The organism is Burkholderia cepacia (assembly GCF_001039005.1).
In the GTDB taxonomy this organism is placed as follows: domain Bacteria; phylum Pseudomonadota; class Gammaproteobacteria; order Burkholderiales; family Burkholderiaceae; genus Burkholderia; species Burkholderia theae.
Genome location: NZ_LDWR01000041.1, coordinates 366,280 through 390,375, shown reverse-complemented (window position 1 = coordinate 390,375; position 24,096 = coordinate 366,280). Strand labels below are relative to the sequence as shown.

The following is a 24,096-nucleotide window of genomic DNA, read 5'->3' as shown; positions in this document are numbered from 1 at the left end:
CGGGAGGCGGGCGGATAGGGACGTGTCTGCGCGCCAAAAGGAGAAGCCCCTTGATTTCTGGGAAATCAAGGGGCTTCATGCGTTCTGGCGGAGAGAGGGGGATTCGAACCCCCGATAGGCGATTAACCTATACACGCTTTCCAGGCGTGCGACTTAAACCACTCATCCATCTCTCCGGAAGACCGAGAGTATAGCAAACTCTGGCGGCGGCCCGCCACTCCCTTCCGCTGACGTCAGAAATCCGTCGTCATCGACAACCACACCGAGCGCGGATCGCCCTGCGTCAGATACCCGCCGATCGTCGACGACCAGTACGACTTGTTCGCGACGTTGCGCACGTTCGCGCGGAACGTCGTCTTCCTGCCGAACAGTTCCGTCGCGTAGCGCGCGCCGAGGTCGACTCGGTCCCACGCCTGGATCGACATCGTGTTCGCGACGTCCAGATACTGCGGCCCCGTGTGGATCCAGCGCGCGGTCAGCGTGAGGCCGCGCAGCATCGGCACGTCGTATTCGGCGCCCGCGTTGAACAGGAACGACGGCACGCCGATCGGCCGGTTGCCGTCGTTGGCGCCGCCCGCGGTGTTCTGCAGCGTTGCATTGAGGTACGTCGCGCCCGCGATCAGCCGCACGCCTTTCCACGGTTCGCCGTACACGGCCGTCTCGATGCCGCGGTGCCGCTGCGTGCCGTTGGCGCCGAACAGGTTCGATGCCGGATCGGTGTACGCCATCGGCTTCTCGATCTGGAACAGCGCGAGCGACGCGCCGTACTTGTCGGTGTCGTAGCGGATGCCGGCTTCGTATTGCTTCGAGCGGAACGGCGACAGCGCCTGGCCCGCGTTGCGCGCGGTGCTCGGCGCGGTTTCGCCCCGCGCGAGCGCCTCGCTGCGGTTCGCGAAGATCGACACGTTGCGCCACGGCTTCACGACGAGACCGAATACCGGCGTCGTGATCGCGTCGCTGTAGGTCGCGGTGGTCGCGCCCGTGTAGCTGAAGTCGTCGACCGAGATCGACTGGCGGCGCGCGCCGATCGTGAAGAGCACGCGGTCGTCGAGGAAGCCGAGCGTGTCGGATACGGCGAAGCTGCGCAGCCAGGTCCTGGTGACCGTGCCCGGATCGTCCATGTTGCCGCCCGCGAAGGCGGTCGGCGGGAAGGTGACCGGCGCCGGATCGTAGAGCGTCGTCGGGAACGCGTTCGACATCGTGTACGCGGACTGGCTGTCGATGCGGATGAACGACGCGCCGGCCGTCACGAAGTGCGACACGGGGCCGGTCGTGAAGCGGCCGCGCACGCCGGCTTCGGTCGACTGCGCATCTTCCTTGTGCGGCACGCTCAGGCGCGAGCCGGTCGTGCCGGACGACGAGTAGGTCGGTGTGTAGTAGTCGCCGTGCTCGTTCGTATGACGCGCGCCGGCCGACACATAGGCCGTCCACGCGGGCAGGAAATCGTATTCGGCGCGCACGATCCCGACCGTGTCCTCGAGCTCGCTGAAGCTCCACGGCTGCGCATAGTTGTGCGTCGCGGACGGCACGGCCGGCAACGCGTTGCCGCTGATCAGCACGATGGGGCGGCCGTTGTCGATGCGCTGCCGTTGATACAGGAAGTCGCCGTACAGGCGCAGCTTGTCACCGCGCCAGTCCAGCGACACGGCCGTCACGTTGCTGCGGCGGCGCTCGTCGTCGACGGCCGTGTCGCCGCCGCGGATCGACTGGTTCACGCGAACGCCGAACTGGCCTTCGCTGCCGAAGCGGCGCCCGATGTCGACATGCGTGCCGAACGAACCGGACACCTCGCCGTCGACAGTGACGCGTGTGAGCGGCTTGTCGTCCGCGCGCTTCAACTGCAGGTTCACGCCGCCGCCGACCGCCGAGCCGTTCGGCGACGCGCCGTTCAGGAACGCATTCGCGCCCTTGAATACGTCGACGCGTTCGACCGCGTCGGTTTCGACGAGCTGCCGCGGCGTGACGCCGTACAGGCCGTTCAGCGATACGTCGTCGCCGGCAAGCTGGAAGCCGCGGATGACGAACACCTGCGAAAAGTTGCCGTACCCGGACGCGCTGCGCACGGCCGGATCGTTGTCGAGCACGTCGGCGAGCGTGCGCGCCTGCTGATCCTCGATCAGTTTCGACGTGTAGGTGGTCATGCTGAACGGCACGTCGCTCGCCTTTTGCCGGCCGAGCACGCCGAAATCCGCGCCGCGCGCGACCTGGCCGCCCGCGTAGGTCGGCGCGAGGTCGCCGGGCAGCGGCTCGGCGGCGCCGGTCACGTTGATCGACGGCAGCACGGCCGCGTCGGGCGAAGCGCTGGCGCCGGGGGCAGCCTGCTGGGCAAGCGCCGCGGCAGGGAGCGTGCAGGCGAGCGCAATGCCGAATGCAATCGGCGTGAGACGCCGAACGGGTATCGAAAGTGTCGACATGGGACGCAAATCGGAGGTAGTCGGTGATCCATCCCAGGGCGGCAAGTCGGAATCCGGGCGGCGTGACGCGTCCGTGCTGTCGCGGACGTGTTTTTATCGAGCGGCGGAGTCTAACGTAAACGAGAATGATTGTCGTTTACAAAAATGAGGTATCACTATCTGGGATGGCGGGCGATCGCCGTGCACGATCGGCACCGCACAGCCGCCGAGCGGCATCGGGACGAGCGTGCGATCATTGGCCGTTCACATTCGTCGTAGCAAACCGGGCGCGCCGGTTGCGGCCCGCACGGCCGAGATCGACGATGCCATCCGTTCGCACGGCCGCTTTCAGAAGGAACGCCACGCCATGTCGCTCTCCGCCTTGCTCGCATTTGCCCTGATCCTGTCCGTCGGCGTCGCGACACCCGGCCCGACGGTGTTGCTCGCGATGAGCAACGGTTCGCGCTACGGATTGCGTCACGCGATGGTCGGCATGCTCGGCGCCGTCACGGCCGACGTCGTGCTCGTCGCACTGGTCGGGCTCGGCCTCGGCGTGCTGCTCGACGCATCCGAAACGGCGTTCGTGACGCTGAAGCTGCTCGGCGCGGCGTGGCTCGCGTATGTCGGCATCCGGATGCTGATGTCGAGCGGCCGGTCCGCCGTGGCCGAGGAACTCGAGCCCCCGACGCCGGATCGCCGGACTGCTTTCCTGAAGAGCTTTTTCGTCGCGATGAGCAACCCGAAGTACTACCTGTTCATGTCCGCGCTGCTGCCGCAGTTCGTCGACCGGTCGCACGTAATCGCGCCGCAATACGCGATCCTCGCGGCGACGATCGTCGCGATCGATGTCATCGGGATGACCGGCTACGCGCTGCTTGGCGTGCATTCGGTGCGGGTGTGGAAAGCGGCGGGGGAGAAGTGGCTGAACCGCGTCAGCGGGTCGCTGCTGCTGATGCTCGCGGGGTACGTCGCGCTGTATCGCAAGGCCGCGAACTGACGCGGCGATGAAGCCGGTCGAGCGCTTTACGCTCGAAACGCACGACGGTCCGTACGAAGCGTGGCCGTCACGCACGCATGTGCTCGTGGACGGCGTGCGTTGCGGTCTCGCCATTTCCGGCTACGTGCTGCTCCGCCAGTTCGAAACGCCGGCCGCCTATCTGCTCGTCACCGACTACGACTGCCCGTTCGAGGAGGCCGTCACCTTCACGCTCGTGTCGAAGGATCCGCTGAAGGTGTGCGCGCAACGCACGGTCGGCGCGATGTATGCGTCGTGCCATCTGGACGACATCACATGGGTCGACGACCGGCATTTCAGCGCGACGTTCGTGGGTATCGACGGGCGATGGGACTTCACGATTCGTGAACGCTCCGTGCCGTTCATCCTGCGTCGGCTCGGCATGAATCGCGTGCAGGATCGATAGCGCGCGATCGGCGATCGTGAGCCTCTCGGCCGCCCATGCGCGGCGTCTGAAATCCGCCAATACCAGTGATTTCATTTTTCTTTCGTATTGGTCGGGAATGTAAGTTTGGATGCGTCCGAACCTTACGCGGCCAACGCGCATGGTGGCATGAGTGGCGACGGGCTGGCATCGTGGCCACGCATTTCATTACAAAATGAATGGAAATTGAAAGAATTTCGTCGCTTGACGTAATGCAGCCGTGCCATTTATTGTCCGTCTGCCGCCCGTGAGAGAGCACGGCGGTTATCGCGGATGCGCGCCTCGCGCGCACGACAACACGTAGCAAAAAAGCAGAAAAGGAAACGTGGTAGCCACATGAAGCCGCTATTCGATGACAAGAAATCCGATGCGGTCAGCGATCGTCCTTCCACTCCGTCTTTGTCACCCGTCGCAGTGCCTGTCGCCGCCGTCGTGCCGGCAGCTCGGCCGATGGAGAACGCGCGCCTGATCACCGTCGACGAGATCGACCAGCTCGGTGCGACGCAGGGCACGCGGATCGCCGCCTTCTCCCAGCAGATTCTCGCGAGCGTCCGCGCGTCGGATGCCGACCAGTTCGGCGACAAGCTCAACGCACTGATCGCGACCGCGAAGGGGCTCGACCCGCGCGGCGCCGACAAGGGCGGGCTGCTCACGCAGGTCACGCGGCTGTTCCGTTCGACCAAGGAGAAGCTGCTGTCGCAATACGAGTCGGTGAGCAAGCGGATGGACACGCTCGTCGTCGAGCTCGGGAGCCATGCGCAGCGCCAGAAGGCCGGCATCGACGAACTCGAGCGGATGTACAACGACAACTACGCGCTGCACCAGGAACTCGCGCAGTCGAAGGCGCACGGCGAAACGGCGCTCGCGACGCTGCGCGCGCATCTCGCGGCCGGCCAGCAGCAGGTGGACGACGCGTTCGGCGCGCAACGCCTGCTCGATGTGAAGCGCAAGGTCGACGCGCTCGAAAGCAAGCTCGACGACCTCGACCGCGCGATGCTGATGTCGAAGCAGCTCGCGCCGCAGATCCGGATGGAGCAGGACCAGAAACGCACGCTGACGTCGAAGTTCATGACGATCAAGACCGTGCTGATCCCCGCGTGGACCAACGCGTTTGCGCTCTATCTCGAGCAGCTCAGCACGAAGCGTGCGGCAGCGCTCGCGAACGCGACGTACGACGCGGCCGACGAGGCGATCCGTGCGCAGGCCGACCTGAACCGCCAGAACGCGCAGGAAGTCGCGAAGCTCGGCCAGCGCCCGGTGATCTCGACCGACACGTTCGAATACGCGCAGCAGCAGCTGTTCGGCGCGTTCGACGACATCACGCAGATCATCGCCGACGGCAAGCGCCAGCGCGACCAGGACGCACCGCGCCTGCGCCAGCTCGAACAGGACCTGATCACACGATTCGCTCCGAAGCACTCTTGAGGAACACCGCATGATTACGCTTGAGAAACGCGCGGCGAAGGTCGTGATCGTCCTCGAAAAACGCCAGATCCTGAAGCCGCCCGTCGTGCGCGTCGGCGCGGCGCTCGACATCTCGGGCTCCGCGAAGCCGCTGTACCAGTCGGGTGTAATCCAGGACACGCACGACCGAATCCTCGGCATCGCACTGAAGTTCGACGACAACGGCGAAGTCGACACGTGGACCTTCACCGAGGGCTACGACCGCCTGCCGACCGCGACGCCGGACAACTACGGCTCGTACATTTCCGATCACGTGCTCGAAGCCCGGATCGACAAGTGGGGCGGCACGCAGTATGCGCCGGTGATGAACGACATCGTCGACTTCTTCTTCCGCGCGCCGGAGCCGCAGCCGCAGCGCGAAGCGAAGCGCGGCTTCCTGAGCCGGCTGTTCGGCGGCGCGGACGAAGCGCCCGCGCCGGCCGCATCCGCACCGGTGAACGGCCATCTGCCTGCCTGGGTGCTGTTCGTCACCGACGGCCAGAACCCGAAGAACGACCGCAAGCGCGTGCGTCAGCTGCTGGCTGAGTCGCAGCACTTCCCGCTGTACTGGTCGCTCGTCGGCGTCGGCGATCCGAGCGAATTCGGCTTCCTCGCGGAAGTCGCGGACGAGATGCCGAACGTCGGTTTCCTGCATCTCGAATCGCTCGACGTCAGCGACGAACAGATCTACGAACAACTGATCACGCAGGAATTCTGCGACTGGGTGCGCGCGAAGTAAGCGCGGCCCGCACGCCACTTTTCCGAAACTCGATACCCCATCATGTTGAAAGACTTCAAGATCCCGCTGTCGCTCACGGTGCTCGCGCTGGTCGCAGCCTATCTCCTCGGCGGCGTGAAGGACATGCTGATCGTCGCGGTCCTGTCCGTGCTCGAAATCTCGCTATCGCTCGACAACGCGGTCGTCAACGCATCCGTGCTGAAGAACTGGTCCGAGAAGTGGCGCAACCGCTTCATGGTGTTCGGCCTGCCGGTCGCGGTGTTCGGCATGCGCCTCGTGTTCCCGCTGCTGATCGTCGCGGTGATCGGCCACATCGGCCTGTGGGACGCGCTGACGCTCGCGATCGAATCGCCCGAGAAGTACGCGGCGGTGCTGACGTCCGCGCATCACCAGGTGTCGGCGTTCGGCGGCGCGTTCCTGCTGATGGTGTTCTTCAAGTTCATGCTCGACACCGAGAAGGACGAGCACTGGATCGGCTTCCTCGAAGGCCCGATGCGCCATCTCGGCCGCATCACGGCGCTGGAAGTGGCGCTGACGCTCGCGATCGTGATCGTCGCGTCGTTCTACGTGCCGGCGGCCGAGCAGGTCAGCTTCCTGCTCGCGGGCGCGTTCGGCGTGATCGGCTTCGTGATCGCGCACGGCGTGGGCGACCTGGTCGGCGGCGGGGAGACGGGAACGCGTGTGGTGCGCGAAGGCGTCGCGGGTTTCATGTATCTCGAAGTGCTCGATTCGTCGTTCAGCTTCGACGGCGTGATCGGTGCATTCGCGCTGTCGAACAACATCTTCCTGATCGCGCTCGGCCTTGGCGTCGGCGCGGCCTATATCCGGGAGATGACGCTCGTGCTGCTGAAGAAGGGCACGCTCGCGCAATATCGCTTTCTCGAACACGGCGCGTTCTGGGCGATCGGTGCGCTCGCAACGATCATGTTCCTCGGCGTGAAGTTCGAGGTGCCCGAGGTCGTCACGGGCCTGATCGGCGCGGCGATGATCGCGGCGGCCGTGTGGTCGTCGATCGTCGTGCAACGCAGGGAAGACCGGACCGCGGTGGCGAGCGAGTAACGCGCGCGGCACGGACACCATCAACAAGGGGCCGCGCAGGGCGGCTCGGCATAATCGCCGGCGCAACGGCGGTTCCAGCAGAAGAGGTTCAGATGATCAATTTGTCGAAAGGCGGTCGCGTCAACCTGTCGAAGGAAGCGCCCGGCACGCAGAAATTCCGCATCGGTCTCGGTTGGGACGCGAACTCGACGGACACGGGCACGGATTTCGATCTCGACGTGTCGGTGTTCCTGTGCAAGTACGACGCGCAGGGCAATCCGAAGCTGATCTCGGATCAGCACTTCGTGTTCTACAACAGCGAAGTGCGCACGATGGAGCGCAAGGAAACCTTCATCCAGCCGGGCGACGATTTCCCGAAGCGCGGGATGCCCGCGTCGAAGTGCATGGGCGTCGTGCATAGCGGCGACAACCGCACGGGCAGCGGCGACGGCGACGACGAAGTGATCTTCATCGACATGACGAAGCTCGCGGCCGATATCGAGGAAATCTCGGTGGTCGTCACGATCGACCAGGCCGAAGCGCGCCGCCAGAATTTCGGCCAGGTTCGCAACAGCTATATCCAGATCGCCGACGAGGTGTCGGGCGCGGTGATCGCGAAGTACGCGCTCGAGGAAGACTTCTCGATGGAGACGTCGGTGCAGGTCGGCAGCTTCTATCGCCGCGACGGTCACTTCATGTTCAAGGCCGTCGGCGCCGGCTACAACCGCGGCCTCGGCGACTTCGTGCGCGCCTACGGCGGCGCGGTCTGACTGGCCGCGGCCCGGTGTGCGGGAAACCGCCGCGCCGGGCAGGATGCAGCGATGACGAATCCGTCCGACGAGCCGCAGCGGCTCGAGTTCGATACGACGCCCGAGCGCACGCCCGGGCGTCTTGCGTTCGACGCGCCGCCTGCGCCTGCGCCTGTGCCCGAGCGAGTGGCGCCGCAGGCGCTCGACTTCGGGCCGGCGGCTGACAAGGCCGAACGCGCGGCGCCGGCCGATGCGCTCGGCCGTGCGCTGTTCGGCGAATCGAATCACCCGCAGCTCGACGCGTGCTTCCGCGCCGCGCAGGCGAGCTTTCCGAATCTCTATCCCGACTACGCGCCGCGCATCGAGCGGCACATCCGGCAACTGGTGCCGCTCAAGCTCGCGACGGTCGCGACGATCGGCGACGGTGCGCTGGAGACGGCGGGCAACCTCGTCGAAGCCGTCGCGGCGACGACGCGCGAATTCAACGAACTCGGCGCGGCCGACATGATGGCCGGGATGCTCGCGCAGGCGACGCGCAAGGCCGGCATGTTCGAACGCTGGTTCGGCGGGGCGTCGGGCCATGTCGACTACCGTGCGGCACTCGGCGCGCTCAAGCAGTCGCTCGGCTTCTTCCCGCGCCGCACCGAGGAGCTGGCTGCGAAGGTCCGCCATGCGGAAGAAAACCTCGTGGTCGTGCTCGCGGCGCTGAGCGCGGTGGCCGACGTCGTGCACGTGCCGGACGACGCGGGTGTCGAGCGCACGTTGTTCGACCGCCGCAACATCGTCGGGCAGGCCGTCCAGCAGATCCGGATGCAACCCGCGCAACTGCGCGGGCTCGACGAACGCGTGGCCGACCTGCTGTCGCGCGCCGACCACCTGATGAACGTCGTGCTGCCCGCTGCGCTGGCGGCGCGGCCGCAGCGCTGAGCGAACGGTACGAACCCGGGTGCTGCGGTGCGCGGGTTCGTTGCCTCGAGCGCATCACGTCACGCCATTTCTCGCGCGCCGGCGCGAGTCTGCTATCTTCCCGGGCATCTCATCGCTTTCCCGCCGCTTCCCCATGACAGACCGCATCGTCGCCGCATTCGATTTCGACGGCACCATCACGACTACCGACAGCTTCCGCCATTTCGTCCGCTACGCGGTCGGCACGCCGCGCTTCGCATGGGCCGGGCTGCGCGCACTGCCGTGGATCGTTGCGATGAAGGCCGGGCTGCTGTCGCGCGGCGACGCGAAGGCGAAGTTCGCGTCGTTCGCGTTCGGGCCGATCCGCGAGGACGCGCTCGACGCGCAGGCGCGCACGTTCGTCGACACGTATCTGCCGCGCTTCGTGCGTCCGGAAATGCTGGAGCGCATTCGCGAGCATCAGGCGCGCGGGCATGAAGTCGTGCTGGTCAGCGCGTCGCCGTCGCTGTATCTGGAGAAATGGGCGAAGACGGCCGGCTTCGATGCCGTGCTCGCAACGCGGCTTGCGTTCGAGCGCGGCACGTTCGCCGGGCGGCTCGACGGCGAGAACTGCTGGGGGCCGCAGAAGGTCGTGCGGCTGCGCGGATGGTGGGGCAACCGGCCGCCGAAGCAGTTGTTCGCGTATGGCGACAGCCGCGGCGACAAGGAAATGGCCGAGCTCGCGAACTGGTCGTGGATCCGCGGGCAGGGGGCGATGCCGCCGATCGGCGATTGATGGACCGCGGTGGCGCAGCGCGCCGCCGGACGCCCGCGTTACGCGTCGGCCTGCATGCGGCGCTCGCCGCGCGGCGAGCGATAGGCACCCCAGCGATTCGCGCGCGCGAACGTGCCGACGTCGTTGAAGCGCACGCCCACTTCGCGCAGTGCCGCATGCGCGGTGCGCGCGGTCAGTTGCCGGATGTAGAACGGATCGCGCACCACGAAGTGATGGATCGCGTGCGTGCTGCCGAAATTGAAGCAGAACAGCTGGAACGGCAGCATCCACCACGGGTTGAGCACCTGGGTCTGCTGGATCACGTTGCGCGAATCGATGTCGCCGAAGTAATGCATGTTCGAGCTGACGAAGTTGATGCAGAAGCTGCGCACGAAGTTCGGCCCGAGCCATACCACCGCGAGGAAATCGACGACGTTCATTGCGCGCTCGACGAGGGCTGGCACCGTCGCCGCGTAGCCGAACGCATGCAGCGCGAACAGGCCGACGTGATAGACGATGAACGCATGCCACAGCGCGTAATACACGTGACCGACCGGCATGTACGACGACACCTGCTCGACACGCAACTGCACGCGTTCGGCCGCATCCTGCACCGGCTGCGCGGCGACGTACTGCTTCACCTTGCGGCGCATCGCGGCCGGCCGCAGCACGACAGCCAGCATGCCGTCCGCGATCATCAGCAGGCGCTTCACGCCCCAGTGCTCGCCATTGGTGATGCCGAATTCCTCGAGATCCGATTCGCCGCCCGACACCTTGTGGTGATGCAGGTGCATGCGCCGCCGCGTCCACGGGTTGATCGTGCCGGGCCGCGTGAGCCAGCACAGCGCCATCATCAGGTGATAGGCCCACGGCGTCTTCTTGAAGTACATCAGGTGGATCAGGTCGTGCTCGAGCTCGTGGATCAGCGACGTGACGAACGCGGCGAGCGGCAGCGCGACGTACCACGCGATCGCGCCGCGCGCATACAGCCACGCGATCGCGAGCATCGCGGCGACCGAGGCGGCCATCACGGTCGCGCCGACGAGGTTCTGGTTGTCGAGCAGCGGAAAGCGCGCGCGGATCGCGTCGCTCGCGGCGTTGACCTCGCGGCGGACGTACGCGACCTTGTCCGCGTCGTGGCGAAATGCGGTTCGTGCGGGTTGGCTCATCGACCGGAATCCGTGCGGAAAGAGTGGGGCGTTATGCCGATGTGACAAGCATAGGCGCGCGCCGGACCGCACGCGAGGGCCGCCGGTGCCAATGGTGGTGTCATTTCGGGCCATGCTGGCCGACGCACGGGCGCACGATGCGGTGCCGCGCGGCTAGAGTGCCGCCGCGGTGTCATTGCGGGCCAGCGACGCTACAATCCGCCGAAACCGCTCCGGAGTCCGCCGCATGGTCCTGTCCGTCCCGGATGCCGCGCGCCAGCTGAACAAGGCGACGGTGTCGTCCGCGTATGCGCTGTTCATGCTGATGCTGGCCGAGGAGCGCGGCATCGACGGCGGCCGCATTCTCGCGGGCTCGGGCATCGAGCGCGAGCGGCTCGCGCAACCCGATGCGCGCATCACGCCGCTGCAACAGGCGGCGATCGTGTTCAACCTGCTCGACGCGACGGACGACCCGTCGATCGCGATCGAGATCGGCCTGCGCAGCAGCCTGACGAAAGCGGGACTGATCGGCTTCGGGCTGATGAGCTGCGCGACGCTCGGCGAGGCGATCGCGCTCGGCATCCGCTATCTGCCGACGCGCGTGCCGTTTTTCTCGGTGCGGCTCGCGCAGCTCGACGGGATCGTCGACATCGACGTGCTCGAAGCATTTCCGCTTGGCCGGCTGCGCCAGTTCGCGGTCGAGAACTTCCTGGTCGAGACCGCGATCCTGTTCAATTCGCTGCTGTATCCGGCGCAGGGGAGCACGCTGCAGTCGCGCGCCGAACTCCACTTCGAATGGCCCGAGCCGCCGTGGTTCGAGCGTTATCGCGCGCGGTTGCCGCGCTGCCATTTCGACGCGAGCGCGAACCGCATCCGCTGCGACGCCGCGCTGCTCGACGAGCCGATCGGCACCGCGAACGCGCAGACCGCGCAGATGATCGTCCAGCAGTGCGAGGCCGAACTCGCGCGGCTCGGTTATGCGGAGAGCATCGTCGAGCGCGTGCGCAATTTGCTGATCTGCGGCGACGGCGGTTATCCGTCGGTCGACGACATCGCGCGCGAACTGCATGTGTCGGCGCGCACGCTCAAGCGCAAGCTCGCGGAGTACGGCGCGACCTATTCGACGCTGCTCGATGAGATCCGGCTGCGCGACGCGCTGCGGCTGCTCGCGGGCACGCGCCTGCCGGTCGACGAGATCGCGGCGCGCGTCGGTTATACGGACCGCGCCAATTTCACGCGCGCGTTCAAGCGCTGGACGGGCGTTGCGCCGAGCGAGCGGCGCTGAACGCGGGAGGGCACCGGCCTTCGCGGCGCGCCTGCCGGATCCCGCGCAGGCGCCGCATCGTCAGACGATCGCGACCCAGTTCGCGCCGCGGCCGCCCGGCACGCGTGCGTGCAGCGACAGCGCGCCGTCGTCCGGCGCGATCGCATACACCGACACGTGTTCCGACTGTTCGCCGCACGCGACGAGCCAGCGCCCGGACGGATCGATCGCGAACCCGCGCGGCTGGGTCTCGGTGGCGGTCGCATGCGTGGGCTCGAACGTGTTGTCGGCGGTGCGGCGATAGCAGAGCAGCCGGCTCGACGTGCGTTCGCTGACATACGCGAAACGCTCGTCGGGCGTCAGATGGAGATCGGCGGCCCACACGGACGGGGCGGCGGGCGCGGGCGGCCGCGCATGACCTTGCGCGAGTTCGGCGACGGCCGGGTGGCGCGCGCTCACATGCGCGTCGCCGAGCCGGCCGCTGTCGGGATCGCGCGCGAACGTCGCGAGCGTGCCCTGGAATTCGCTGACGACGACAAGCGCGCGGCCGTCGCGCGCGAAGCGCAGGTGACGCGGGCCGAAGCCGGCCGGCACGCGCGTTTCGCCGTGTTCGAGCGCGCGCAGGCCGGCCGCGTCCTCGACGAGCGCGAAGCTGAACACGCGGTCCGAGCCGAGCGAGCTGACGTACGCGAAACGGTTATCCGGCGACACGATCACCGCGTGCGCGTTCGCGATGCCGCCGGCGACCTGCAGCGGTGTGCCGTCGCCGTCGCGCACGCGCGCGGCGTCATAGACGCTCAGCGAATTGCCGCCGTACGACGCGCCGAGCAGCCAGCGGCCGCTGCGGTCGAGCGACAGGTATGCGTGGCTCGCGTCGATCGCGGTCGTGCCGATGCGCGCGAGTGCGCCCGTGGCCGGGACGACCCGGAACGCGACGATCGTCGGCTGTTCGCCGCGCGTCGCGACGTAAAGCCGCGCGCGGTCGGCCTGCACGGCGATCGGCATCGCGACGTCGGCGGCCGGGTAGCGGGCGAGCGGCGCGAGCGTGCCGTCGGCCGCGAGGGAGAACGTGGCGAGGTCGGCGTCGGCGGCATTCGAGACGACGACGGTCAGGCGGTCAGTGTTCGGCATGGCGGAGCATCGAAGCGTTCGTGAAGGACTCGTCGGCCGGCAGGCCGCGCGGCGGATCGTTGCGCCGGTGCGTGCGCGCGAACAGCGCGGCGACCGCGGCGACGAGGGACGCGATCGCGAGCGCATACAGCCCGCCCGTGATCGAACCCGTATGTTGCTTCAGATAGCCGAATGCCGTCGGCGCGACGAAACCGCCGAGGTTGCCGACCGAGTTGATCAGCGCGATCACGGCCGCGGCCACGCGTGAGTCGAGATAACCCTGCGGGATCGGCCAGAACAGCGACGACGCGGCCTTGAAGCCGAGCGCGGCGAAGCAGATCGACGCGAACGACCACACGGGATCGTGCGACGTCGACGCGAACAGCCCGCACGCGGCGAGCACGAGCGCGAATGCGAGCCAGCGCTGCGGATGCCTCCACTTCGACGACAGCACCGCGAAGCCGTACATCGCGCCGATCGCGATCATCCACGGAATCGTGTTGTAGAGGCCGACCTGGAAATCGGTGAGGCCGCCCATCTTGCGGATGATCGTCGGCAGCCAGAACGTGGCCGCGTAGATCGTCAGCTGGATCGAGAAGTACAGGAAGCAGAACAGCATGATCTGCGGATCGCGCAGCAGCGCGGTGCCGCGCACCGGCACGCTCGAGCGCACGTCGCGCGTTGCGCGCTCCTCGTCGAGCGCGTGTTCGAGCGCCGCGCGTTCTTCGGCCGTGAGCCACGTCGCGTCGCGGATATGCGATTTCAGCAGCAGCCAGCTCGCGCCGCACAGCGCGACGGAGAACGACCCCTCGATCAGGAACATCCACTGCCAGCCTTCGAGGCCGAAGCCGCGGATCGACAGCAGCGCGCCCGTGACGGGCCCGGACAGCACCGACGCGAACGCGGAGCCGCCGAGGAAGATCGCCATCGCCTTGCCGCGCTCCTGCGGCGGCAGCCATTGCGACAGGTACAGCACGACGCCGGGGAAGAAGCCGGCCTCGGCCACGCCGAGCAGGAAGCGCAATGCGTAGAACGACGTGTCGTTCCACACGAACGCCATCGCGGCCGCGACGATGCCCCACGTCGCCATGATCCGCGCGAGCCACACGCGTGCGCCGTAGCGCTGCATCAGCAGGTTGGATGGCACTTCGAACAGCGCGTAGCCGACGAAGAACAGCCCGGCGCCGAGCCCGTACGCGGCCGCGCCGATCCCGATCGACGCTTCGAGGTGGCGATCGACGAAACCGACGTTCACGCGGTCGATGTAGTTCGCGATGAACATGATCAGCACGAGCGGCAGCACATGCCATTTCACTTTCGAGACGGCGGACGCGAGCGGGTCGCGTCCGGGCAGGGCGGGCGAGGGCGGGTTCAAGGGTGTCTCCGGTCGGGCGGCGGCGGACGGGTCTGCAATCCGCGTCGGCATCTGGGTGGCGATCGATGTAGTATGTCGTCGTATGACATGTTACGCCTGAGTACCGGTAAAGACGTCGCGGGTTTACCCGGAAATTACGCAAATATTGGGGAGTATTACGAGGCCGATGCTCGATTTATTCATGTCTGATGACGTATGACATGAATTGAGAGAACATCGATCGCTGGACGCCCGGTCGCCGCCAGCTACGCCATCGACACGACGCTGTTGAGCAGCGTCTTCACGAGCACGGCCTGCCGCGTCGCGCCCGTTTTCGCGAAGATGCCGCGCAGGTGCGCGCGGGCGGTGTTCTTCGTGATGCCCGTCGCGGCAGCCGCCTCGTCGAGCGTCAGCCCGTCGACGAGCAGCAGCGCGATTTCGGTTTCCATCGGCGTGAGCCGGAACAGCCGGTGCAGCATGTCGCGCGACGTCTGCGGCGACGATGCCGGATCGCGGACGAACACCGCGACGGCCGGCCGGTGCTGGCGGTCCTCGGCGCCGCGGTACGGCGCGAGCGGGCGCAGCAGCACGCTCAACGGCATCGCGCCGCCGGGGCGCGACAGCGTGGTGGCTTCGATGCGCGCGAGCGCGCCCGCGCGGAAATGCTCGAGCGCGGCCTGCAGCGCCCTCTGCAACCGGCGTTCGTCGAGCGGGCACGATGCGTGAAGCCGCTCCTGGCGCACGCACAGCCCGTCCTGCTGCTCGATCAGCCGCTCCGCGATGCGGTTGCGCTTGATCACGCGGCCGTCCTCGTCGACGATCGCGGTGCCGACATCGAGCCGGTCGACGGTGCCCGCGTACAGCGCGCGTTCGGCATCGAGCACGTCGAACGCCGCGTGCAGCTCGACCGCCCGCTGCAGGTGCGGCAACAGCGTCGCGACCTGCGCGCGCTCGGCCGCGTCGAAATCGCGCCCGCCGTGCGCACGACTCACGAAGAACGCGCACTCGACGCCGCGTTCGCCGCGCAGGTTCGCGCCGAGGATGTAGCGCAGGTCGAGCGGCTGCAGGTATTGCCGGTAGAAATCGTGCGTGCGCCACGCGGTTTCGCCGAACAGCCGGTCGGCGGTGAACACCTGGCCGGGCGGGTGGTCGAGAAACGGACACAGCGCGTAGAACTGCTCGCTGTACGACGGCTCGCCGGGCAGCAGTGGCCCGTGCGTCGATGCGTTGATGATGAGCCCGTGGTGCGAACCGCCCGGATTGCGCAGCACGAGCGTCGTGAAGCTCGCATCGAGCCGCACGCGGATCGCTTCGAGAAAGCCGGCCCACGGCGTGGCTTCCGACGGCCCCTGATAGACGAGCCCGAGCCACGCGCTGAGTTCGCGCGCCGTCCACGCGGCGTCGTCGAAACCGTCGTGCGCGGCCGTATCGTCGGGTGCCAGCGCGATCCGCATGCTCGTTTTCTCCTTGGTCCGGATGAAGTGTTCCCGGACCAGCATACCGGCCGGCCGGCGGCCCGCGTCATCCGAACGGAGTAGACGACGCGGGCAGGCGGGCAACCTGCCCGCGGCGCTTACGCGGTGCGCTCGCGTAGCAGGTACGCGACGATGCGGTCCGCCGCCGCTTCCGGCGACTCGGCCACCGTGTCGACGCGCAGCTCGGGCTGCGCGGGCGGCTCGTACGGCGAGTCGATGCCCGTGAAGTGCTTCAGTTCGCCGCGCCGCGCCTTCTTGTACAGGCCCTTCGGATCGCGTTCCTCGGCGATCGCGAGCGGCGTGTCGACGAACACCTCGACGAACTCGTCGGGGCCGACGAGCGCGCGCGCCATGTCGCGCTCCGCGCGGAACGGCGAGATGAACGACACGAGCGTGATGAGCCCCGCGTCGAGCATCAGCCGCGCGACTTCGGCGACGCGCCGGATGTTCTCCACGCGATCGGCCTCGGTGAAGCCGAGATCGCGATTGAGCCCGTGCCGCACGTTGTCGCCGTCGAGCAGGTACGTGTGCCTGCCGAGCGCATGGAGTCGCTTCTCGACGAGGTTCGCGATCGTCGACTTGCCGGCGCCCGACAGCCCCGTCAGCCACACGATGTGCGGCGTCTGCGCCTTCTGCTCGGCGCGCGCGGCGCGATCGACGTCGACGGCCTGCCAGTGCACGTTGTGCGCGCGGCGCAGCGCGAAGTGCAGCATCCCGGCGCCGACCGTGTCGTTGGTGAAGCGGTCGATCACGATGAAGCCGCCCGTATGGCGGTTCCGGTCGTACGGATCGAACGCGACGGGCCGGTCGAAGCTCAGGTTGCACACGCCGATCTCGTTGAGCGCGAGCGTGCGCGCCGCGAGATGTTCGCGCGTGTTCACGTCGATCTTGTATTTCGGCGTCGCGCTGGTCGCGCCGACCGTCTGCGTGCCGAGCTTCACGAGATACGGGCGGCCGGGCAGCAGCGGCTCGTCGTGCATCCACACGAGCGTCGCCTCGAACTGGTCGGCCACTTCCGGCGGCGCGTCCGCGCGCGCGATCAGGTCGCCGCGGCTGATGTCGATCTCGTCGGCGAGCGTGAGCGTCACCGCGTCGCCGGCGCGCGCGATGTCGCTTTCGCCGCTTTGCGTGATTACCGACGCGACGCGGCTCTCCTTGCCGGAAGGCAGCACGCGCACGCGTTCGCCGACGCGGATCTCGCCCGACGCGATGCTGCCCGCATAGCCGCGGAAGTTCAGGTGCGGGCGGTTGACCCACTGCACCGGCAGCCGGAACGGCTCGTCGCGCGTCACGCGTGCGGCGAGCGGCAGGGTGTCGAGATGCTGCATCAGCGTCGGCCCCGCGTACCACGGCATGCGCGCACTCGGCACGATCACGTTGTCGCCGCGCAGTGCCGACATCGGGATGCTGACGATCTCCGACAGCCCGAGCTCGGCCGCGAACGCGCGATAGTCGGCGTCGATGCGCTCGAACACGGCCGGGTCGTAGTCGACCAGATCCATCTTGTTGATCGCGAGCACGACGCGCTTGATGCCGATCAGCGCGACGAGATGGCTGTGGCGGCGCGTCTGCGTGAGCACGCCCTTGCGCGCGTCGATCAGGATCACGGCCAGATCGGCGGTCGACGCGCCGGTGATCATGTTGCGCGTGTACTGCTCGTGGCCGGGCGTGTCGGCGACGATGAACTTGCGTCGCGCGGTCGCGAAGAAACGGTAGGCGACGTCGATCGTGATGCCTTGCTCGCGTTCGGCCGACAGGCCGTCGACGAGCAGCGCGAAATCGAGTTCGCCGCCTTGCGTGCCGACCTTCTTCGAATCGGCCTCGAGCTGCGTGAGCTGGTCGTCGAACAGCATGTTCGACTCGTAGAGCAGGCGGCCGATCAGCGTGCTCTTGCCGTCGTCGACGCTGCCGCACGTGATGAAGCGCAGCAGGTCCTGGGTTTGTGCATCGTCGCTGGCGGACGCGGTAGCGGCGGGGCGCGCGAGCGTGTCGGGCGCGGTGAGAACGTGTGCCATCAGAAATATCCCTCCTGTTTCTTCTTTTCCATCGAACCGGCCGAATCGCTGTCGATCAGGCGCCCCTGGCGCTCGGACGTGCGCGTCTCGCGCATCTCCTGCAGGATGTCGTCGAGCGTCGTCGCATCGCTGTCGATCGCGCCGGTCAGCGGATAACAACCGAGCGTGCGAAAGCGCACCTTGCGCATCTGCGGCACTTCGCCTTCGCGCAATGGCAGGCGTTCGTCGTCGACCATGATCAGCGCGCCGTCGCGTTCGACAACAGGGCGTTCCTTTGCGAAGTAGAGCGGCACGATCGGGATGTCGTGAAGCTGGATGTATTGCCAGATGTCGAGTTCGGTCCAGTTCGAGATCGGGAACACCCGCAGGCTTTCGCCCTTGCGCTTGCGCGCGTTGTACAGCGACCAGAGTTCGGGGCGCTGGCGCTTCGGGTCCCAGCGGTGCTGCTCCGAGCGCAGCGACACGATGCGTTCCTTCGCGCGCGATTTTTCCTCGTCGCGGCGCGCGCCGCCGAACGCGGCGTCGAAGCCGTAGTGATCGAGCGCCTGCTTGAGCCCCTGCGTCTTCCACACGTCGGTGTGCACGGCCGAGCCATGCGTGAACGGGTTGATGTCGTTCGCGACGCCGTCGGGGTTGATGTGCACGCGCAGGTCGAGGCCGAGGCGCTCGGCCGTCTCGTCGCGAAACGCGATCATCTCGCGGAACTTCCACGTCGTATCGACATGCAGCAGCGGAAAGGGCGGCTTCGCCGGGTAGAACGCCTTCATCGCGAGGTGCAGCATGACCGAGCTGTCCTTGCCGATCGAATACAGCATCACCGGGTTTTCGCTCTCCGCGACCACCTCGCGCATGATGTGGATGCTTTCGGCCTCCAGCCGCTCCAAGTGGGTCAACATCGTTCGTCTCCTTGTTTCATGACGGCGCCGCGCGACATGTGCGGCGTTTCGTGCATGACGCCAACGGTATCGAGCGAGGCGCATGTCGCTCTTCGTCCGGGTGGACTAAACCGCGGCGCGGCGGCGCAGCGGATCTTTCCTTAGTCCACCCGGACGAAGTGGCGCGCGGCGCCGGCGCTTAAGGTGAGCGCTCGACCATCGGCGGAGACGACACATGACGGACGACACACGTGCCACGCAATTGCTTTCGGGCCAGACCTGGGCCGATTTCTGCGACACCCTGAAACGCAGCGGACAGCAGATCCTGCGCGCCGAGGCGCCGGACGACCCGCTGACGCGCGCGGAAGGGTTCCGCTACTTGAGCCGGCTGATGCGCATCGCGCTCGAAATGCACGTCGAGTTCGCGGACGGCGCGTGGCCCGGCTTTTTCTCGCCGTCGCACGAGACCGCGAAGATCGGCGCCGACAACCCCGACAACCTGTACCAGTACGCGCGTCTCGACGGCCGCTGCGAATACCGCGTGACAGGGCGGCGCGGCACGGTCGCGTACCTGAGCTTCGGCACGCAGAAGGGCGGCTACGAGACCGACGGCAAGATGCTGCAGACGGGTTTTCTCGACGCGAAGCAGCTGGAGACCGCGCCGGACGGCAGCTTCGAGATCGTGCTGAGCGAGACGCCGCGCGCGGGCAACTGGGTGCGCATGGAGCCCGGCACGAACGCGCTGCTCGTGCGCCAGACCTTCCTCGACCGGCGCGCGGAGACGCCCGCGCAACTGAAGATCGAGCGCATCGGCGCGCAGGAGCGCCCGGCGCCGCTCGACCCGCTCGCGCTGCAAGGCGGCCTCACGCGCGCCGCGCAGTTCGTCGAGCAGACCTCGAAGCTGTTCGCCGACTGGGCCGCGAGCTACCGGTCGCACGTGAACGCGCTGCCGCCCGCCGACCAGGCGCTGTGCCAGTCGGTCGGCGGCGACCCGAACATCTACTACTACCACTCGTGCTGGTCGCTGGCCGTCGACGAGGCGCTCGTGATCGACGTCGACACGGTGCCCGATTGCGACTTCTGGAACGTGCAGCTCAACAACTACTGGATGGAGTCGCTCGACTACCGGCACTTCGACGTGTGCGTGAACAAGCACAGCGCGCGGTTGAATGCCGGCGGCGGCGTGACGGTGGTGGTCGCGGCATCGCGGCCGGGCGCTGCGAACTGGCTCGATACGGCCGGGCACCGCACGGGCACGATCTGTTGGCGCTGGGTCGGTGCCGCGCAGCCCGTGCATCCGCGCACGCGCGTCGTGAAGCTCGCCGCGCTGAAGGAGGCCGCATGAACGCGCCGCTCGACCGGATTCGCACGCTGCTCGCCGCCGACGGGCTGATCGCCGAGGCCGTGTCGCGCACGGGCGGGCTCACCGCGTTCGGCGACGGGCCGTATCGCAAAGCGCTCGACGTGATGTGCGCGTCGCTGATCGACGAAGCGAAGCTGTCCGCGCGCGGCGCGGAAATGATGCGCGAGAAGCTCGTCGGCCAGCTCGTGAACCGGCTCGTCATCGAGGATTACTTCCGGCGTTTTCCGGAGATCGCGGACATCGCGATCGACGATCCGCTCGTGATCGTCGGCCTGCCGCGCACGGGCACGACGCTGCTGCAGCGGCTCCTGGCCGTCGACCCGCGCTTTCATTCGGCCGCGTGGTGGGAAACGCGCTACCCGGCGCCGCTCGCGGGCGAGACGCTCGACGCGCCGACCTTGCGCATCGCGCGTGCGCAAACCGAAGTCGCGACGATGATCGACTGCATTCCGCAGATCCTGACGATCCATCCGCTCGACGCGATGCTCGCCGACGAGGAGTTCATGCTGATGGAGCACGCGTTCGTGTGCGCGATGGATTCGTATGCGAACGTGCCGCGTTATACGGCGTGGTTGGCGCAGCAGGACCTCACGCCGGTCTACACATACCTGAAGCGGATGCTGCAGTTTCTGCAATGGCAGAAGGCACGGCGCGGCGTTGCGCCGGCCGAGCGCTGGCTGCTGAAGACGCCGCAGCACCTGCATGCGCTCGACGTGCTGTGCCGCGTGTTTCCGCGCGCGCAGGTGGTGCTCACGCATCGCGATCCGGCACAGACGATTCCGTCGATGGCGAGCATGGCGCACACGCTGTGGCAGATGTATGCGGACGATCCGGATCCGCTTGCGGTCGGCGCGCAGTGGAACGCGGGGATGGCGCGCGCGATCGGCGCGGCGATGACGGCGCGCGACGCGCTGCCGGCCGATCGGTTCCTCGACGTGCGTTTCGAGGACACCGTATCGAATCCGCTCGGCGTGGCGGAAGCCGTGTACGCGTTTGCAGGCATGCCGCTCGATGCGCGGCAGCGCGCGGCGATGACGGACTGGATAGCGCGCAACGGTCGCGACAAGCGCGCCGCGCACGACTATTCGATTGCGCGCTTCGGCTTCACCGATGCACAGCTCGCGCACGACTTCGCCGCGTATCGCGCGCGGCACCTGCGAGCCGCCGGCTGACGGCCGCACGCGCGAGACGAACGATAACCAGGAGACAACCCATGTTGCTGAAGGACAAGATCGTCGTGATTTCCGGAATCGGGCCGGGGCTCGGTGTGAAGCTCGCCGTCGAGGCCGCGCGCGAGGGGGCACGCGGCGTGGTCGTCGCGGCGCGCACGATGGAGAAGCTCGACGACGCCGAAGCGCGGATCCGCGCACTCGGCGTCGACTGCGACGTGCTGAAGATCAAGACCGACATCACCGACCGCGCACAATGCCGGCAGCTCGCGACGCAGGCCGTCGAGCGCTTCGGCCGGATCGACGCGCTCGTGAACAGCGCGTTCGTGCACGGCGCGTTTCCGGAGCCGGTCGAGGAAGCCGATCTCGACGGCTGGCGCGCGGTGTTCGACACCAACGTGTTCGGCACGATGGCGCTCACGCAGGAAGTCGTGCCGCACATGAAGCGCGCGCAGCGCGGCGCGATCGTGATGATCAACACGCAGGCGACCCGCAAGCCTTTTGCAGGAGAAGGCGGCTACGCTGTATCGAAGGGGGCGCTCGCCGTTGCGGCAAAATACCTGGCGCGCGAACTCGGCGTGCACGGCATCCGCGCGAACAGCATCCACATGGGCTGGATGTGGGGCGTGCCGACGCAGACGTATTTCCGGCAGGCGGCTGCGGAATACGGGATGACGGAAGAACAGATCATCGCGCCGATCGCATCGAACATCGCGCTCGCAAAGCTGCCGACCGACGACGATTGCGCGCGCGCGGCGCTGTTTCTCGCGTCGGATTATGCGAACGCGGTGACGGGCGCGACGCTCGACGCGAACGGCGGCGATTTCATGCCTTGACGAGGATGGAGCAACGGATCATGCAGGACAACCACAACGCGCGGCATGTCTTCGCGTTCAACGGCGATGCGGACGGCCTCTGCGCGCTTCAGCAACTGCGGCTCGCGGAGGGCGTGCACGGCACGCTCGTGACGGGCGTGAAACGCGACATCAAGCTGCTCGAGCGGATCGACGTGCGCTCGGGCGATCTCGTCACCGTGCTCGACGTGTCGCACGACCAGAATCGCGACGCGTGCGCGCGGCTGCTGCGCGACGGGGCGACGGTCCGCTATTTCGACCATCACTTCGCGGGCGAGCTGCCCGACGATCCGCGCTTCGACGCGCATATCGACACGGCGGCCGATATCTGCACGAGTGTGCTCGTGAACCGCTATCTCGGCGGCCGGCACGTGCGCTGGGCGATCGTCGCGGCTTTCGGCGACGAACTGCCGGCGCTCGGCGACGCGCTCGCGCGCGAGCACGGGATCGACGACGCCGAGCGCTGCACGCTCGCGGAACTCGGGCTCTACCTGAACTACAACGCGTACGGCGAGTGCGTCGGCGATCTGCACTTCGATCCGGCGGCGCTCGCCGACGCGATGCTGCCGTGCGTCGATCCGCTCGATTTCGTGCGCGCGACCGCCGTGTTCGCCGCGCTGCGCGACGGCTACCGCGACGACATGGCACGTGCATGCGCGCTTGCGCCGCTGCGCGAGGTGCCGGGCGCGACGCTGGTGCGGATGCCTGATCATCCGTGGGCGCGACGCGCAACGGGGATGCTCGCGAACGAGCGGATGCGCAACGCGCCGCATGCGGCGCTCGCGGTGCTGTCGCCGCGAGCGGACGGCGGGCTCGTCGTCAGCGTGCGGGTGCCCGACGGCCGACCGCTCGGCGCTGACGAGTTCTGTCGCGGCTTCCCGACCGGCGGCGGGCGCAAGCGCGCGGGCGGCATCAACCATCTGCCGGAAACCGAGTTCGACGCATTCGCCGCGCGTTTCGAGGCGGCATTTCGGCTCGATTGATTTAGCGATCCTCGACACGCGCGCCATGTGGCAATCGCACGGCGCGCGCCGTTGCCGGTTCAACCGGATCAGCCGGTCGCGCCCGCGAGCACGGCCGGCACGTTGTGGCCGTAGCAGCGCTCCTCGACGCGCTCGGCGATGCGCCAGCCCTGCGCGGTGCGCACGAACCGGTCGACGTACCACAGCCCGAGAAACATCACCTGCGTGCCGCCGTCCGGCAGCGCGACTTCCATCGGATTGAAGCAGATCGTGCGGCCGCGCGCGGTATCGCCGTCGAGCCGGATCGACAGGTTGCCGACCATGTGCTGGTACTGCGGAAACTGCGGCAGCACGGTGCGCAGCCAGGCCTTCACGTCCGGGTAGCGGCCGGCGATGCCGCCCATCGCGCGATAGTCGATCGCCGCGTCGGGCGTGAACACCGCATCGAGCGCGTCGAAGTCGCGCGTGTCGATCGCGCTCGAATACGCGACGATCAGCTCGCGGATGTCGTGATGGTCGGACAGGGTTTGCAGATCGGGCATCGGCCGCTCCCGGTCACGCGTCGTTGCGCCGGCGTGCCGCATGCAGCGCTTCGGCGCGCTGCTTCACGTCGCGCGCGCACTGATCGAAACCCTGTTTCACCCACGCGCCGTGGTTCTGCATGATCGTGTCCGCGTTGACGCCGAGGAACTGGTCGGTCGTGAAGTAGCGGCAGCGATCGGGGCCGTCGGCGTCGACGTACTGGTCGCGGCGCGCGGCGTCCTTGTTGTCGTCGGTCGGGCGCTGCTCCCACGACAGCAGGCGTTCGGGTTCACAGGCGACGAGGATCTCGCTGACAGGAATCACGGTCTCCGTGCCCGGAATGCGAATTTGCATGTGCACGAAATCGCCGAGCTTGCCGGTCGTTTCGAAGCCGATACAGAACGTGTTCCATGCGCCGTAGCGCGGGAAGTCGGTCAGCACTTCCCACACGACGGACGCCGGTGCGTCGATGTCGACGGTGATCGAGGTGACGAGATTCGAGGGTTTGGTCATGGAGGTCTATC

The 24,096-nt window shown here is 67.4% G+C and carries 22 protein-coding genes and 1 tRNA gene; 13 read left to right on the top strand and 10 right to left on the bottom strand.

Annotated elements, in window-relative coordinates; genetic code table 11:
• Window positions 1–85 precede the first annotated feature (85 nt).
• A tRNA-Ser gene (locus VL15_RS23540) sits at window positions 86–176 on the bottom strand.
• 57 nt (window positions 177–233) lie between these two features.
• Window positions 234–2,414, bottom strand: coding sequence for a TonB-dependent receptor (locus tag VL15_RS23535; protein WP_048248874.1), 2,181 nt, complete (start codon window positions 2,412–2,414; stop codon window positions 234–236).
• A gap of 346 nt (window positions 2,415–2,760) precedes the next feature.
• On the opposite strand from VL15_RS23535, the gene VL15_RS23530 reads away from it, so the two are divergent.
• From VL15_RS23530 to VL15_RS23495, 8 genes are all read left to right on the top strand, one after another.
• The gene (locus tag VL15_RS23530) at window positions 2,761–3,390 is read left to right on the top strand and encodes a LysE family translocator (protein ID WP_048248922.1); all 630 of its coding nucleotides are present in this window, start codon (window positions 2,761–2,763) and stop codon (window positions 3,388–3,390) included.
• A gap of 7 nt (window positions 3,391–3,397) precedes the next feature.
• The gene (locus VL15_RS23525; RefSeq protein WP_048248873.1) at window positions 3,398–3,814 is read left to right on the top strand and encodes a hypothetical protein; all 417 of its coding nucleotides are present in this window, start codon (window positions 3,398–3,400) and stop codon (window positions 3,812–3,814) included.
• A gap of 354 nt (window positions 3,815–4,168) precedes the next feature.
• Window positions 4,169–5,257: a toxic anion resistance protein gene (locus tag VL15_RS23520; protein ID WP_048248872.1), complete on the top strand. Its 1,089-nt coding sequence runs from the start codon at window positions 4,169–4,171 to the stop codon at window positions 5,255–5,257.
• A 10-nt stretch (window positions 5,258–5,267) separates the two neighbouring features.
• Window positions 5,268–6,014, top strand: coding sequence for a VWA domain-containing protein (locus VL15_RS23515; RefSeq protein ID WP_048248871.1), 747 nt, complete (start codon window positions 5,268–5,270; stop codon window positions 6,012–6,014).
• Between the two features lie 42 nt (window positions 6,015–6,056).
• Entirely contained in the window at window positions 6,057–7,073 is a 1,017-nt protein-coding gene (locus tag VL15_RS23510; protein WP_048248870.1) for a DUF475 domain-containing protein, read from the top strand.
• A 92-nt stretch (window positions 7,074–7,165) separates the two neighbouring features.
• The gene (locus tag VL15_RS23505) at window positions 7,166–7,822 is read left to right on the top strand and encodes a TerD family protein (protein ID WP_048248869.1); all 657 of its coding nucleotides are present in this window, start codon (window positions 7,166–7,168) and stop codon (window positions 7,820–7,822) included.
• A gap of 51 nt (window positions 7,823–7,873) precedes the next feature.
• Window positions 7,874–8,728 carry a hypothetical protein gene (locus VL15_RS23500; RefSeq protein WP_048248868.1) on the top strand — a complete coding sequence of 285 codons (855 nt, stop codon included), beginning with the start codon at window positions 7,874–7,876 and terminating at the stop codon, window positions 8,726–8,728.
• 133 nt (window positions 8,729–8,861) lie between these two features.
• On the top strand, window positions 8,862–9,482 hold the full coding sequence (locus VL15_RS23495; RefSeq protein ID WP_048248867.1) for an HAD family hydrolase: 621 nt from the start codon (window positions 8,862–8,864) through the stop codon (window positions 9,480–9,482).
• A 38-nt stretch (window positions 9,483–9,520) separates the two neighbouring features.
• Here VL15_RS23495 and VL15_RS23490 read toward each other — a convergent pair whose 3' ends face one another.
• The gene (locus VL15_RS23490; protein ID WP_048248865.1) at window positions 9,521–10,630 is read right to left on the bottom strand and encodes a fatty acid desaturase; all 1,110 of its coding nucleotides are present in this window, start codon (window positions 10,628–10,630) and stop codon (window positions 9,521–9,523) included.
• A 226-nt stretch (window positions 10,631–10,856) separates the two neighbouring features.
• Here VL15_RS23490 and VL15_RS23485 point away from each other — a divergent pair, with 226 nt between their 5' ends.
• Window positions 10,857–11,894 (top strand): AraC family transcriptional regulator, encoded by a 1,038-nt coding sequence (locus tag VL15_RS23485; RefSeq protein WP_048248864.1) that lies wholly within the window; start codon window positions 10,857–10,859, stop codon window positions 11,892–11,894.
• A 60-nt stretch (window positions 11,895–11,954) separates the two neighbouring features.
• Here VL15_RS23485 and VL15_RS23480 read toward each other — a convergent pair whose 3' ends face one another.
• The 5 genes from VL15_RS23480 to cysD all read right to left on the bottom strand — a co-directional run bounded on the left by VL15_RS23480 (window position 11,955) and on the right by cysD (window position 18,807).
• Entirely contained in the window at window positions 11,955–13,004 is a 1,050-nt protein-coding gene (locus VL15_RS23480) for a lactonase family protein (RefSeq protein WP_048248863.1), read from the bottom strand.
• Window positions 12,991–14,358, bottom strand: a complete 1,368-nt coding sequence (locus VL15_RS23475; RefSeq protein ID WP_048248862.1) for an MFS transporter — start codon at window positions 14,356–14,358, stop codon at window positions 12,991–12,993. The genes VL15_RS23480 and VL15_RS23475 overlap by 14 nt, the downstream gene beginning before the upstream one ends.
• Before the next feature lie 245 nt (window positions 14,359–14,603).
• A complete protein-coding gene (locus tag VL15_RS23470) occupies window positions 14,604–15,791 on the bottom strand; it encodes a helix-turn-helix transcriptional regulator (RefSeq protein ID WP_048248860.1) in 1,188 nt (395 codons plus the stop codon).
• 119 nt (window positions 15,792–15,910) lie between these two features.
• The gene (gene cysN / locus VL15_RS23465) at window positions 15,911–17,827 is read right to left on the bottom strand and encodes a sulfate adenylyltransferase subunit CysN (protein ID WP_048248858.1); all 1,917 of its coding nucleotides are present in this window, start codon (window positions 17,825–17,827) and stop codon (window positions 15,911–15,913) included.
• Window positions 17,827–18,807 (bottom strand): sulfate adenylyltransferase subunit CysD, encoded by a 981-nt coding sequence (cysD, locus tag VL15_RS23460; protein ID WP_268991218.1) that lies wholly within the window; start codon window positions 18,805–18,807, stop codon window positions 17,827–17,829. Before cysD ends, cysN begins: the two co-directional genes overlap by 1 nt.
• A 130-nt stretch (window positions 18,808–18,937) precedes the next feature.
• Between cysD and VL15_RS23455 the strand changes: the two genes are divergently transcribed.
• From VL15_RS23455 to VL15_RS23440, 4 genes are read left to right on the top strand one after another with little or no spacing between them, the layout of a single operon-like run.
• On the top strand, window positions 18,938–20,047 hold the full coding sequence (locus VL15_RS23455) for a DUF1214 domain-containing protein (protein ID WP_048248855.1): 1,110 nt from the start codon (window positions 18,938–18,940) through the stop codon (window positions 20,045–20,047).
• Complete coding sequence (locus VL15_RS23450) at window positions 20,044–21,237, top strand: sulfotransferase family protein (protein WP_048248854.1); 1,194 nt, start codon at window positions 20,044–20,046, stop codon at window positions 21,235–21,237. Before VL15_RS23455 ends, VL15_RS23450 begins: the two co-directional genes overlap by 4 nt.
• A gap of 41 nt (window positions 21,238–21,278) precedes the next feature.
• Window positions 21,279–22,070, top strand: coding sequence for an SDR family oxidoreductase (locus tag VL15_RS23445; protein ID WP_048248853.1), 792 nt, complete (start codon window positions 21,279–21,281; stop codon window positions 22,068–22,070).
• A gap of 20 nt (window positions 22,071–22,090) precedes the next feature.
• Window positions 22,091–23,071 carry a hypothetical protein gene (locus tag VL15_RS23440; protein WP_048248852.1) on the top strand — a complete coding sequence of 327 codons (981 nt, stop codon included), beginning with the start codon at window positions 22,091–22,093 and terminating at the stop codon, window positions 23,069–23,071.
• A gap of 68 nt (window positions 23,072–23,139) precedes the next feature.
• Here VL15_RS23440 and VL15_RS23435 read toward each other — a convergent pair whose 3' ends face one another.
• Both VL15_RS23435 and VL15_RS23430 read right to left on the bottom strand, forming a co-directional pair.
• Window positions 23,140–23,592 carry a nuclear transport factor 2 family protein gene (locus VL15_RS23435; protein WP_048248921.1) on the bottom strand — a complete coding sequence of 151 codons (453 nt, stop codon included), beginning with the start codon at window positions 23,590–23,592 and terminating at the stop codon, window positions 23,140–23,142.
• Window positions 23,593–23,605: 13 nt separating this feature from the next.
• Window positions 23,606–24,085 (bottom strand): SRPBCC domain-containing protein, encoded by a 480-nt coding sequence (locus VL15_RS23430; protein WP_048248851.1) that lies wholly within the window; start codon window positions 24,083–24,085, stop codon window positions 23,606–23,608.
• Window positions 24,086–24,096 lie beyond the last annotated feature (11 nt).

What these genes read in the sequence shown, in the direction of transcription:
- VL15_RS23535 (WP_048248874.1), bottom strand. Translation starts at nt 2,414, where the DNA reads ATGTCGACACTTTCGATACCCGTTCGGCGTCTCACGCCGATTGCATTC.
- VL15_RS23530 (WP_048248922.1), top strand. Translation starts at nt 2,761, where the DNA reads ATGTCGCTCTCCGCCTTGCTCGCATTTGCCCTGATCCTGTCCGTCGGC.
- VL15_RS23525 (WP_048248873.1), top strand. Translation starts at nt 3,398, where the DNA reads ATGAAGCCGGTCGAGCGCTTTACGCTCGAAACGCACGACGGTCCGTAC.
- VL15_RS23520 (WP_048248872.1), top strand. Translation starts at nt 4,169, where the DNA reads ATGAAGCCGCTATTCGATGACAAGAAATCCGATGCGGTCAGCGATCGT.
- VL15_RS23515 (WP_048248871.1), top strand. Translation starts at nt 5,268, where the DNA reads ATGATTACGCTTGAGAAACGCGCGGCGAAGGTCGTGATCGTCCTCGAA.
- VL15_RS23510 (WP_048248870.1), top strand. Translation starts at nt 6,057, where the DNA reads ATGTTGAAAGACTTCAAGATCCCGCTGTCGCTCACGGTGCTCGCGCTG.
- VL15_RS23505 (WP_048248869.1), top strand. Translation starts at nt 7,166, where the DNA reads ATGATCAATTTGTCGAAAGGCGGTCGCGTCAACCTGTCGAAGGAAGCG.
- VL15_RS23500 (WP_048248868.1), top strand. Translation starts at nt 7,874, where the DNA reads ATGACGAATCCGTCCGACGAGCCGCAGCGGCTCGAGTTCGATACGACG.
- VL15_RS23495 (WP_048248867.1), top strand. Translation starts at nt 8,862, where the DNA reads ATGACAGACCGCATCGTCGCCGCATTCGATTTCGACGGCACCATCACG.
- VL15_RS23490 (WP_048248865.1), bottom strand. Translation starts at nt 10,630, where the DNA reads ATGAGCCAACCCGCACGAACCGCATTTCGCCACGACGCGGACAAGGTC.
- VL15_RS23485 (WP_048248864.1), top strand. Translation starts at nt 10,857, where the DNA reads ATGGTCCTGTCCGTCCCGGATGCCGCGCGCCAGCTGAACAAGGCGACG.
- VL15_RS23480 (WP_048248863.1), bottom strand. Translation starts at nt 13,004, where the DNA reads ATGCCGAACACTGACCGCCTGACCGTCGTCGTCTCGAATGCCGCCGAC.
- VL15_RS23470 (WP_048248860.1), bottom strand. Translation starts at nt 15,791, where the DNA reads ATGCGGATCGCGCTGGCACCCGACGATACGGCCGCGCACGACGGTTTC.
- cysN (WP_048248858.1), bottom strand. Translation starts at nt 17,827, where the DNA reads ATGGCACACGTTCTCACCGCGCCCGACACGCTCGCGCGCCCCGCCGCT.
- cysD (WP_268991218.1), bottom strand. Translation starts at nt 18,807, where the DNA reads ATGCGCCTCGCTCGATACCGTTGGCGTCATGCACGAAACGCCGCACAT.
- VL15_RS23455 (WP_048248855.1), top strand. Translation starts at nt 18,938, where the DNA reads ATGACGGACGACACACGTGCCACGCAATTGCTTTCGGGCCAGACCTGG.
- VL15_RS23450 (WP_048248854.1), top strand. Translation starts at nt 20,044, where the DNA reads ATGAACGCGCCGCTCGACCGGATTCGCACGCTGCTCGCCGCCGACGGG.
- VL15_RS23445 (WP_048248853.1), top strand. Translation starts at nt 21,279, where the DNA reads ATGTTGCTGAAGGACAAGATCGTCGTGATTTCCGGAATCGGGCCGGGG.
- VL15_RS23440 (WP_048248852.1), top strand. Translation starts at nt 22,091, where the DNA reads ATGCAGGACAACCACAACGCGCGGCATGTCTTCGCGTTCAACGGCGAT.
- VL15_RS23435 (WP_048248921.1), bottom strand. Translation starts at nt 23,592, where the DNA reads ATGCCCGATCTGCAAACCCTGTCCGACCATCACGACATCCGCGAGCTG.
- VL15_RS23430 (WP_048248851.1), bottom strand. Translation starts at nt 24,085, where the DNA reads ATGACCAAACCCTCGAATCTCGTCACCTCGATCACCGTCGACATCGAC.